11 protein-coding genes, 1 tRNA gene and 1 pseudogene are annotated in these 10,449 nt (G+C 48.2%); 12 read left to right on the top strand and 1 reads right to left on the bottom strand.

Annotated elements, in window-relative coordinates:
- Positions 1-66: 66 nt before the first annotated feature.
- Together SOW26_RS05860 and SOW26_RS05855 are read left to right on the top strand one after the other, a co-directional pair.
- Positions 67-138, top strand: a tRNA-Asn gene (locus SOW26_RS05860).
- Positions 139-376: 238 nt separating this feature from the next.
- Positions 377-982 carry a DUF3841 domain-containing protein gene (locus SOW26_RS05855; protein WP_320652062.1) on the top strand — a complete coding sequence of 202 codons (606 nt, stop codon included), beginning with the start codon at positions 377-379 and terminating at the stop codon, positions 980-982.
- Positions 983-1,091: 109 nt separating this feature from the next.
- On the opposite strand, the gene ymfI is transcribed toward SOW26_RS05855, so the two are convergent.
- Complete coding sequence (gene ymfI, locus SOW26_RS05850) at positions 1,092-1,826, bottom strand: elongation factor P 5-aminopentanone reductase (protein ID WP_320652061.1); 735 nt, start codon at positions 1,824-1,826, stop codon at positions 1,092-1,094.
- A gap of 193 nt (positions 1,827-2,019) precedes the next feature.
- Between ymfI and SOW26_RS05845 the strand changes: the two genes are divergently transcribed.
- From SOW26_RS05845 to SOW26_RS09710, 10 genes and pseudogenes are all read left to right on the top strand, one after another.
- Positions 2,020-2,556, top strand: a complete 537-nt coding sequence (locus SOW26_RS05845) for an HD domain-containing protein (protein ID WP_320652060.1) — start codon at positions 2,020-2,022, stop codon at positions 2,554-2,556.
- An 8-nt stretch (positions 2,557-2,564) separates the two neighbouring features.
- Entirely contained in the window at positions 2,565-3,209 is a 645-nt protein-coding gene (locus SOW26_RS05840; RefSeq protein WP_320652059.1) for a hypothetical protein, read from the top strand.
- A 66-nt stretch (positions 3,210-3,275) separates the two neighbouring features.
- Positions 3,276-3,794, top strand: a complete 519-nt coding sequence (locus SOW26_RS05835; RefSeq protein ID WP_320652058.1) for a peptidylprolyl isomerase — start codon at positions 3,276-3,278, stop codon at positions 3,792-3,794.
- A 5-nt stretch (positions 3,795-3,799) separates the two neighbouring features.
- Positions 3,800-4,669, top strand: a complete 870-nt coding sequence (locus SOW26_RS05830; protein WP_320652057.1) for an energy-coupling factor transporter ATPase — start codon at positions 3,800-3,802, stop codon at positions 4,667-4,669.
- Entirely contained in the window at positions 4,654-5,508 is an 855-nt protein-coding gene (locus tag SOW26_RS05825) for an energy-coupling factor transporter ATPase (protein WP_276958592.1), read from the top strand. Before SOW26_RS05830 ends, SOW26_RS05825 begins: the two co-directional genes overlap by 16 nt.
- Entirely contained in the window at positions 5,505-6,329 is an 825-nt protein-coding gene (locus SOW26_RS05820) for an energy-coupling factor transporter transmembrane component T family protein (protein WP_320652056.1), read from the top strand. Before SOW26_RS05825 ends, SOW26_RS05820 begins: the two co-directional genes overlap by 4 nt.
- A gap of 11 nt (positions 6,330-6,340) precedes the next feature.
- The gene (gene truA / locus SOW26_RS05815) at positions 6,341-7,117 is read left to right on the top strand and encodes a tRNA pseudouridine(38-40) synthase TruA (RefSeq protein ID WP_320652055.1); all 777 of its coding nucleotides are present in this window, start codon (positions 6,341-6,343) and stop codon (positions 7,115-7,117) included.
- Positions 7,118-7,142: 25 nt separating this feature from the next.
- Positions 7,143-7,910, top strand: coding sequence for an acyl-CoA dehydratase activase (locus SOW26_RS05810; RefSeq protein WP_320652054.1), 768 nt, complete (start codon positions 7,143-7,145; stop codon positions 7,908-7,910).
- Between the two features lie 129 nt (positions 7,911-8,039).
- Complete coding sequence (locus tag SOW26_RS05805) at positions 8,040-10,022, top strand: sodium-translocating pyrophosphatase (protein ID WP_154476037.1); 1,983 nt, start codon at positions 8,040-8,042, stop codon at positions 10,020-10,022.
- Between the two features lie 274 nt (positions 10,023-10,296).
- Positions 10,297-10,449, top strand: a pseudogene (locus tag SOW26_RS09710) (recombinase family protein); the annotation flags it as partial.

Below are 10,449 nucleotides of genomic sequence, written 5' to 3'. Positions count from 1 at the left end.
AATCGGTAGGAGACGGATGCTTAACTTGTATGTGGTTTTGAAGGTACATGGAGAATAGAAGAATGATCCTCGATAGCTCAGCGGTAGAGCATTCGGCTGTTAACCGAAGGGTCGTTGGTTCAAACCCAACTCGGGGAGTTTTGTCCTGCAGATATCTGTCTGCAGGATTTTTTGTGTAATTTTATGAGGTATCTGATAAAGCTGTAGGATCTTTTGGTTTTCTATATACTAGTTCCGCATACTAAAAAAGAAGACAACAAAAGGGAAGGGGTAAGGAAAAGAAATTTCCCTTGAGGAGAAGGTCAGATGGGACTATACTGTTAAAAACAGCGAGAAGGCAAAAAAGAAAAAGGAAAGAGAAAAGAAAGGAGAATACATGGAAGAAACGGTTCGTCTGTATACCAGACAGAATGATAAAACCTTGAGAGCCCTGGAAAGAGACGGAAGAATTTTAAATCACAGAGCTTATGTGGAAATGCATTTTGGCAGCATTGCACCTTTGTTTCTGGAGAGCTATGACTGGTTCACGAAAGAGGCGCAAAAGATCGTACCCAAGCCGGAATATGCGCAGGCCTCTATCTGGTGTTCTATCAGCGCACAGAACTGTTTGAAACCAATTGACGGAACAGTCGTTTATGTGCTGGATGTTCCCAAAAATCAAATTGTGTATTTTGACGAAGTGAAATGGGATTATGTGTTAAATCGAATCTACCTTCCCAAAGATGCCAAAGATGATGAGAAGTACAAGCAGGAATTGAAAGAAAGAGGATTTAAGAGTCGATTTGAATTTTTTGAAGGCAGGTATAAAGGCTTGTATCCGGAGGAAGAAAAACGGATCATAGACAGTTGGAAGAGGGTTTTTGAAATTGAGGAATGGAGTATTTTCAGAGTTTGTGGAAATATTTGGGAAATCAAAAAAGAATGGGTACATAAGATTGTCCACCCCAATGAACCGATAGAAGATGCATCGGACAGGGTGTAGATTTTGCGAGGTTCAAAAGTAGAAGAAATAAGAACGGAAGAGAAGTGTCGTGCGGCTGAAGCCTCCTTTTTGCCGAGGGGAAGCGGAGGAGAATCTGAAGACGGGATGTCTAGCAGAATCCCCCGTCCACCCCAATGATCTGCCCCGTCAGATAAGAAGGAGCTTCTGCCAGAGTATAGATAGCCAGAGCAGCCTCTTCGGGAGTGCCAAACCGTCCCATGGGGATGTCTTCTTGAAGCTGCATCCGTTCTTCCTCGGAAAGATGATGGTTCATAGAAGTGTCGATGGCGCCGAAGGCCAGAGCATTTACCTGAATATTGCTGGGAGCCAGTTCTTTTGCCAGGGCACGGGTCAGCCCGTTGACGCCGGATTTGGCTGCGGAATAAGCTACTTCACAGGAAGCGCCTGTGCTCCCCCAGATAGAAGAAATATTTATGATTTTTCCACGTTTTTGACGGATCATGGGGGGAAGCGCCTCCTGACAGCAATAGAAGACAGAAGACAGGTTGGTATGTAAAACAGTTTCCCAATCTTCGGAGGCCATATCAGTAAACAAGCCAACATAAGAAATTCCGGTATTATTTACCAGAACATCCAAAGCAGGACAGATTTCATAAACATTTTGAAAAAGTGACTGTACGTTCTGCTGGTAGCTAAGATCCGCAGACAGGATATGACAGGGGGCTCCGTAAGAATTCGACAGTTCCTCTTTTAGTTGAAGCAGTCGATCTGGGTGTTTGTGACAATGGGCGATGACGTGATATCCTTTTGCAGCAAACAGGAGTGCGGTAGGATAGCCGATGCCGCCGGAGGCTCCTGTGATCAATACAAATTTTTCTTTCATAGAGATATCCTTTCTTTCCTGCCATACACCATTTCCACCGTAGATCCAGAGCAGAGAAAAATCCGCCGGATGTGGCAGGAGGGCTCTTTGCAGGGATTCTCTACCATTATATATCGGAATCATTGCCAATTAAAGTCCTAAGTGATATGATTTATCTGTCAGTCCGGTCAGGATCAAAAGAAAGAGGTGCAAGATGTTAAAAAAAGCGCTGGATTTTGCGGCGAGAGCACATGCAGGGCAGGTTAGAAAAGGCACAAAAAAACCGTATATCGTACACCCCATAGAAGTAGGAGAAATCGTACAAACGATGACGGAAGACGAAGAAGTCATCTGTGCGGCTCTTCTGCACGATACGATAGAAGACTGTAAGGGAGTTACCTGGGAAGTGCTCCGTGACCAATTTACGAAGCGGATAGCGGATCTGGTGGCAAGTGAAAGTGAAGATAAGACAAAGGGATGGATGGAACGAAAGCAGGCCACCATCAGGCACATGGCAGAATGTGAAAAAGAAGTGAAGATGATCGCTCTGGCGGATAAGTTGTCAAATATGCGGGATATAGACCGGGATTATCCGGTTGCAGGGGAAGAACTCTGGAACCGTTTCCGGATGAAGGAAAAAGAAGTGATCGGCTGGTACTATAAGGGGGTCAGAGACGCGCTGAGAGAGGACTTTCAGGGAGTGGCTGCCTATGAGGAATACTGCAGACTGATCGATAAAAATTTTGGATAAGGACGTACATGAAAAAGGAAGTAAGATATTTTACCATTGGGAACAGCTACGGAGGGAATCAGGATTGGTTCACCAATATAGTCATGCGTATAGGCGGCTGTGCAGCGGCGACTGCTTGTGACAGCTGTATTTATTTTGCAAAAGAAAAAGGACTTTCCAGTCTCTATCCGCTGGGAGAGGTAGACCGGCTGGATCGGGAAGCCTATAAAACATTCAGTCAGAAGATGAAGCCCTATATCAGACCGAGAATGTCAGGGGTGAAAAGATTAAGCTGGTATATAGACGGAATGGAAAAATATATAGAGGATCATCAGAGGAAGACAGATGGGCGAAGATTGGCGCTGGAGGGCTTTTTGGGGGACCGCTCCTACGAGGAAGCCGTACAGATGGTGAAAAGCCAGTTGGAGCAGGAACTTCCTATTCCGTATCTGATGCTACAGCACAAGGACAAAGCACTGTTTCGGGATTTTATCTGGCACTGGTTTCTGATCACAGGCTACGAGGAAAGCCCGGAAGGGATCTATCTTTTGGCAGCTACTTACGGAAAAAAACATAGACTACCTTTTTGGAAACTGTGGGATACAGGCAGTGAGGAAAAGGGAGGGATGATCCGGTATTCTTTCAGGGAAAAAGAAGTCGGTTCTTTACGATAAACGGAAAATCCGTTACAATAGTGTATACACGAAGAAAACTACTGAAAAGAGAAAAGGAGAAAAATGATGGAATATCCAGTTATTACGATTGAAATGGAAAATGGAGACAAGATGGTAGGGGAATTGTATCCCGATGTGGCTCCCAATACGGTAAACAATTTTATATCCCTGATCAATAAGGGGTATTACGATGGAATCATTTTCCACCGTGTCATCAGTGGATTTATGATCCAGGGAGGGTGTCCGGACGGAAGCGGGGCAGGAGGTCCCGGCTATAGTATTAAGGGAGAATTTTCACAGAATGGTTTCAAGAATGATCTGAAGCACGAGCCGGGAGTACTTTCCATGGCGCGGACGATGGTGCCGGATTCTGCCGGTTCTCAGTTTTTTATCATGCATCAGACATCGCCGCATCTGGATGGGGCTTACGCTGCATTTGGAAGGATCACGGAAGGGATGGAGGTTGTGAATAAAATCGCGGGAGTCCAGACTGATTTCAGAGACCGGCCATTGGAAGAGCAGAAGATCAAAACCATCACAGTAGATACAAAGGGAATCGAATACCCACAGCCGGAGAGAGTATAGAACACATGATGCAAAGGGAAAAAAGACCGATAGTAGAAACGGAGCATCTGATTTTTGAATATGAAAAGCAGGACGAAGAAGGAAACGTAACCCAAGTATCCAGAGCCATTGATGACGTCAATATCCGGATGGAAGAGGGAAGCTTCGTAGCTATTTTAGGGCACAACGGATCGGGAAAATCTACGCTGGCAAAGCATCTGAATGCTATTTTGGTTCCCACGGGGGGAAGTGTCTGGGTGGACGGCAGAGATACCAGAAAACCGGAAGAGCTGTGGAATGTCAGACAGACGGCCGGCATGGTTTTTCAGAACCCGGACAACCAGATCATTGGGACGGTGGTAGAAGAAGACGTGGGGTTTGGCCCGGAAAATCTGGGAGTCCCCAAGGACGAGATATGGACAAGGGTGGAGGACAGCCTTCGATCCGTGGGAATGCTGAACTATCGGCATCACTCTCCCAACAAGCTGTCGGGAGGACAGAAGCAAAGAGTGGCCATCGCAGGTGTGGTGGCAATGGAGCCGAAATGCATCGTGCTGGACGAACCTACGGCCATGCTGGATCCGGTGGGAAGAAGGGAAGTTCTGAAGACGGTACAGCGTCTGAGAAAAGAAAAACATGTGACAGTGATCCTGATCACACACTATATGGAAGAAGTAGTGGATGCAGACCGGATCTGGGTGATGGATCATGGGCACGTGGTCATGGAAGGAACGCCCCGGGAGATTTTTTCGCAGGTGGAATTGCTGAAAAAATACCGTTTGGATGTTCCGCAGGTGACGATACTGGCAGAGGAACTGAGGAAAAAGGGAATAGATATACCGCATGGGATTCTGCGAAGGGAAGAATTGGTGGAAGCATTATGTCAATCAGACTAGAACATATTGAGTATGTTTATGGGCAGAAAACAGCATACGAAAAAAAAGCATTAAAAGATATCTGCCTGGAGATCCAGACAGGTGAATTTGTGGGAGTCATCGGACATACCGGATCGGGCAAATCCACCCTGATACAGCATCTGAACGGATTGATACGGGCGACTGGCGGCAGCTATTATTATGAGGGAAAGAATGTCTACGAAGATGGATATGATATGAAGCGGCTTCGCACGGAGGTGGGGCTGGTGTTCCAGTATCCGGAGCATCAGCTGTTTGAGGCCGATGTTTTGACAGACGTCTGTTTTGGCCCGAAAAATCAGGGGCTGACGGAGGAGGAATGCAAAGACAGAGCACTGGCGGCGCTAAGATCTGTAGGCCTGAAAGAAAAGTATTACCAGCGCTCTCCGTTTGACCTTTCGGGAGGGCAAAAAAGAAGGGTGGCGATTGCAGGAGTTTTGGCAATGCAGCCGAAGGTACTGGTGCTGGACGAGCCTACGGCAGGACTGGATCCCAGGGGAAGAGAGGAGATCCTGGATCAAATAAGAAAGCTTCACCGGGACAGAAACCTGACCGTCATTCTGGTATCTCACAGCATGGAAGATATTGCGGAGTACGCAGACCGGATCGTGGTTATGAATCAGGGTGAGATCTGCTATAACGATAAGCCGCAGGAGGTGTTTTCCCACTATAGGGAGTTGGAAAAGATAGGACTTCTGGCTCCTCAGGTGACCTACGTTATGGGAGAACTGAAAAGAAGAGGACTTTCTGTTTCACCGGATGTAACGACGGTGGAGGAAGCGGCAGAGGAGATCCTAAAGGCATTGGAGAAGAAGGCATGATTCGAGATATTACCATAGGACAGTATTATCCGGCAGACAGTCCGCTGCACCGGTTAGATCCCAGAGTGAAGCTGGTATCTACCATGTTGTTTTTAATTTCATTGTTTCTGTTTCGGAATATACCGGGATATCTGGTTGCCACACTGTTTTTGTGGGGGATCATCCGGTGCTCCAGGGTCCCTTTTTTCTATATTGTAAAGGGGCTGAAGCCAGTTGTGATGCTGCTTCTTATCACAGTGCTGTTCAATCTGTTTTTGAGCCGCCAGGGGGAGATCCTCTTTCATTGGTGGATCTTTACCGTCACAGACGAAGGACTGAGGACGGCAGTCTATATGGCGGTTCGGCTGATCTATTTGATCGTGGGATCCTCTATCATGACGTTTGTGACTACACCCAATGAGCTGACGGATGGGATCGAAAGGTTATTATCCCCTCTGAATAAGATCCGGGTTCCGGTACATGAAATAGCTATGATGATGTCTATTGCCCTGCGTTTTATCCCCATTTTGCTGGAGGAGACCGACAAGATCATGAAAGCGCAGCTGGCAAGAGGAGCAGATCTGGAAAACGGCAATATCCTGCAAAGGGCAAAAAATATGATCCCGATCCTGGTGCCTCTTTTTGTATCCGCTTTTCGGCGCGCCAATGATCTGGCTATGGCAATGGAAGCAAGATGCTACAGGGGAGGAGCGGGGAGAACAAAGATGAAACCGCTGCAGTACAGAAAACGGGATGGGATCGCATATGGGATCGTGTGTGCGTATATGATTGCGGCCATTGCGGTAGGGCGCTTTTTGCCCTTACGACTTTGGATATTTTAGAAGGGAAAGACATGAAAAGAGTCAGACTGGTGATCGCCTATGACGGAACGGACTACTGTGGATGGCAGATCCAGCCAAATGGCATTACCGTGGAAGAAGTACTGAATAAAACGATAGAGAAGGTTACGGGAGAAAGCTGCTGCGTGATTGGAGCAAGCAGGACGGATTCTGGCGTGCATGCGCGGGGAAATGTGGCGGTGTTTGATACCTGCTCCACCATTCCGCCGGAAAGGATGGCGCATGCGCTCAATCGGAAGCTGCCAAAGGATATCGTGATCCGACATTCGGATGAAGTGGAGCCTTCCTGGCATCCCAGATACCAGGAGAGGATCCTTAAAAGATATTCTTATCATATTTGGAATGCAGCATGGATCGATCCATTGAGATCCAGATACTGCGCCCATGTTTCGTTTCCGCTGGACATTGAAAAAATGGAACAGGGAGCAGGATATCTGCTGGGGACCCATGATTTTGCAAGCTTTTGCAACATTCACACCCAGGTCAGAAATACCGTCCGGAGGATCGATGAGATCCGGATTCAGAAAGCAGGCTCTGAGATCACGATCCAGGTATGTGGAAACGGATTTTTGTATCATATGGTTCGGATCATAGCCGGTACACTGATCCGGGTAGGCCGTGGCTTTTATCCGCCGGAAAGAGTGGGAGAGATCCTGGAGCAGAAGCTGCGGACGGAGGCAGGCGTTACAGCTCCGCCGGAAGGGCTGGTGCTGGAAGAAATCTGCTACGATTCGCAAGAGGAATCAGGAAGAATCAAAAAAGGCCGGTAGTCCGGCGAAGAAAGAGGTGAAGACGGTGAATTACGTGGGGATCGATATCGGATCCACAGCCTCCAAGGTGGTGGCGCAAAAGGAAGGGCAGGAGACTTGTTATTTCGTTTTGCCGACAGGATGGAACAGCCGGGAGACGACGGAAAAGATCCGGCAGATTTTGAAAGAAAAAGAGATCGAGGTGGAAGCAGCAGACAGCAAAGTGGTGGCGACAGGATATGGACGGGTTGCGGTGGACTTTGCAGACCATGTGATCACGGAGATCACCTGCCACGCAAGAGGCGGACGCGAACTGGCGGGGGAAGACTGCGGGATCATCGATGTAGGCGGGCAGGATACTAAAGTGATCCTGGTGGAAAATGGAATGGTAAAGGATTTTATCATGAATGATAAATGTTCTGCCGGGACGGGAAAGTTCCTGGAGGTGATGGCAAATCGTCTGGGGATCACGCTGGAAGAATTGTTTGATCTGGCACAAAAAGGAAAAGTAGCGCCCATCAGCTCCCTCTGTACCGTATTTGCAGAATCCGAAGTGATCAGCTATATCGGAGAGGGAAGGAGCAGAGAGGATATTGCGGCGGGAGTAGTGGATTCTGTAGCAATGAAAGTAAGCCAGCTGGTGGGAAAAAAGACGCTTCCGACCAGAGTGATCCTGACCGGCGGACTCAGCGAAAATAGATATTTTGCCCAAATTTTAAGTGAAAAATTAAACTATCCGGTGGAACCTACGGAGAAGGGAAGATACGCAGGTGCAAGGGGAGCCATGCTGTTGGCCAGAGAAAAGTCCAGATAAGGGCTTTTTCTCTTTTTGTGAAAATTGACAGAATTTTTTATGGACTGAAAAAGAAACAGAAAAAATCTTTGCAAAAGTAAGTTTTATGATAGAATAATAGTACAATAAATCTGTGGGAGGATGAAAAAAATGGAAATGTTACTGAAGGTAGTCCCCTTTCTGGGACTGATCGCTTTGGCGTTTGCAGGGATGCTTGCAGTCAAAGTCGGCAGACAGGGAGCGGGGACAGACAGGATGAAGGAGATCGCCAAGGCGATCAGCGAGGGAGCGCAGGCTTTTCTCATGGCAGAATACAAGATTTTGGTCTGCTTTGTGGTAGTGCTGTTCCTGCTGATCGGACTGGGGATCGGCAACTGGGTAACGGCAGTTTGCTTCGTGGGAGGAGCTGTATTTTCCACACTGGCAGGATTCTGTGGGATGAATGTGGCTACCAAGGCCAATGTGCGCACGGCGAATGCGGCGCGGGAGGGCGGCATGAACAAGGCCCTGTCCATTGCGTTTGCAGGCGGAACAGTCATGGGGATGTGCGTGGCAGGACTTGGGGTTCTGGGAGTGAGCGCCATCTATATCCTGACCGGGAACGTGGAGGTGCTTTCCGGATTCAGTCTGGGAGCGTCTTCTATCGCACTGTTTGCCCGCGTAGGCGGCGGAATCTATACCAAGGCAGCCGATGTGGGAGCAGACCTGGTAGGGAAGGTAGAAGCGGGAATTCCTGAGGACGATCCGAGAAATCCGGCGGTGATCGCGGATAACGTAGGCGACAACGTAGGAGACGTTGCCGGAATGGGAGCAGACCTGTTTGAATCCTATGTAGGAGCGCTGATCTCTGCCGTGACATTGGGAATCGTATATTTTAAAGGCGAGGGAGCCATCTTCCCTCTGGCGATTGCCGGACTGGGACTTCTAGCCTCTATTCTGGGTACATTTTTTGTACGGGGCGATGACAATTCGGATCCTCACAAGGCATTGAAAATGGGATCCTATGTATCCAGCGCGCTGGTACTAGTAGCAGCTTTTGTACTAAGCCGGATGTTATTTGGAGACTTCAAGGCAGCGGTTGCTATCGTATCCGGATTGGTGGTAGGCGTTTTGATCGGAATCATTACAGAGGTTTATACATCGGGAGATTATAAGTCGGTGAAGCAGATCGCAGAGCAGTCTGAAACAGGTACGGCAACCACGATCATCAGCGGACTTGCAGTGGGAATGAAATCCACAGCCATTCCGATCCTTCTGATCTGTGCCGGGATCTTTTTATCCTATCAGTTCTGCGGGCTTTACGGGATCGCATTGGCAGCGGTAGGGATGCTGTCTACTACGGCGATCACAGTTGCGGTAGATGCGTACGGCCCCATCGCAGACAATGCAGGCGGGATCGCAGAGATGGCGGGACTGGATAAGAGCGTCAGAAAAATCACTGACAAGCTGGATGCCGTAGGAAATACGACGGCGGCTATGGGAAAAGGGTTTGCCATTGGATCCGCGGCTTTGACGGCTTTGGCGTTGTTCGTATCTTATGCGGAGTCTGTAAAGCTGAAAAACATTGACATTTTGGACAGCAGAGTTATCATCGGACTGTTTATCGGAGGGATGCTTCCGTTCCTGTTCTCTGCCATGACGATGGAATCCGTATCAAAGGCGGCCTATCAGATGATCGAGGAAGTGCGCAGACAGTTTAGGAGCATAGAGGGGATCATGGAAGGAAAGACCAAGCCGGATTATAAGTCCTGTGTTGCCATTTCCACGACGGCAGCGCTGAAAGAAATGCTGGTACCGGGAATTATGGCAGTAGTGGCGCCTCTGGCAGTAGGATTGCTTTTGGGCCCCAATGCATTGGGAGGTCTTCTGGCAGGCGCTCTGGTGACCGGAGTTATGATGGCTGTATTTATGTCCAATGCCGGAGGAGCCTGGGATAATGCTAAAAAGTACATCGAAGAAGGCAACCACGGCGGAAAGGGAAGCGAAGCGCATAAGGCGGCGGTTGTAGGAGATACGGTAGGAGATCCTTTCAAGGACACTTCAGGACCGTCCATCAATATTCTGATCAAACTAATGACCATCGTTTCTCTGGTATTTGCACCACTGTTTTTAAGTATAGGAGGAATCCTGTAGGACAGCGAAAGATATCGGGACAAGCGGCAGAAATACGTGGCAGCTTTGCCGGATAGATGAAAGAAAAAAAGAGAAGAAAAATACGAGACCTTCGGGAGCTGTTCCCGGAGGTCTTGCGCATTTTGCGGGAAATTACCTTCCGTGGAAACCTGGTTCTGGGAAAACTGCGCTGCGACCGTGTAAAACTATACCGCAAAATCGGGCCGCCGCAGATGGGTTGCATAATATCAACTGTAAGGAAATGTATATAGACATAAAAAAGGAGAATAACGCTATGATAGAATACACAAATAAAATCACAGCACTATACTCCCGCCTTTCAGTTGGTGATGAGGACAGGGACGGGGGAGAAAGCAACAGTATTGTAAACCAAAAGGCATTTTTAGAGAGATACGCAAGACAGCACAAGCTGATGAATATCCGTCAC

Origin of the sequence: Suipraeoptans intestinalis (genome assembly GCF_034091795.1) — a bacterium.
Lineage (GTDB): Bacteria > Bacillota > Clostridia > Lachnospirales > Lachnospiraceae > Suipraeoptans > Suipraeoptans intestinalis.
Note: the sequence above shows the minus strand (reverse complement) of the source record. Positions and strands in the feature narration are given on the sequence as shown.

Excerpts from the sequence above, each read along its gene's own strand:
- SOW26_RS05830 (WP_320652057.1), top strand. The coding sequence starts at position 3,800 with ATGATGCAAAGGGAAAAAAGACCGATAGTAGAAACGGAGCATCTGATT.
- SOW26_RS05825 (WP_276958592.1), top strand. The coding sequence starts at position 4,654 with ATGTCAATCAGACTAGAACATATTGAGTATGTTTATGGGCAGAAAACA.
- ymfI (WP_320652061.1), bottom strand. The coding sequence starts at position 1,826 with ATGAAAGAAAAATTTGTATTGATCACAGGAGCCTCCGGCGGCATCGGC.
- SOW26_RS05855 (WP_320652062.1), top strand. The coding sequence starts at position 377 with ATGGAAGAAACGGTTCGTCTGTATACCAGACAGAATGATAAAACCTTG.
- SOW26_RS05805 (WP_154476037.1), top strand. The coding sequence starts at position 8,040 with ATGGAAATGTTACTGAAGGTAGTCCCCTTTCTGGGACTGATCGCTTTG.
- SOW26_RS05835 (WP_320652058.1), top strand. The coding sequence starts at position 3,276 with ATGGAATATCCAGTTATTACGATTGAAATGGAAAATGGAGACAAGATG.
- SOW26_RS05845 (WP_320652060.1), top strand. The coding sequence starts at position 2,020 with ATGTTAAAAAAAGCGCTGGATTTTGCGGCGAGAGCACATGCAGGGCAG.
- truA (WP_320652055.1), top strand. The coding sequence starts at position 6,341 with ATGAAAAGAGTCAGACTGGTGATCGCCTATGACGGAACGGACTACTGT.
- SOW26_RS05840 (WP_320652059.1), top strand. The coding sequence starts at position 2,565 with ATGAAAAAGGAAGTAAGATATTTTACCATTGGGAACAGCTACGGAGGG.
- SOW26_RS05820 (WP_320652056.1), top strand. The coding sequence starts at position 5,505 with ATGATTCGAGATATTACCATAGGACAGTATTATCCGGCAGACAGTCCG.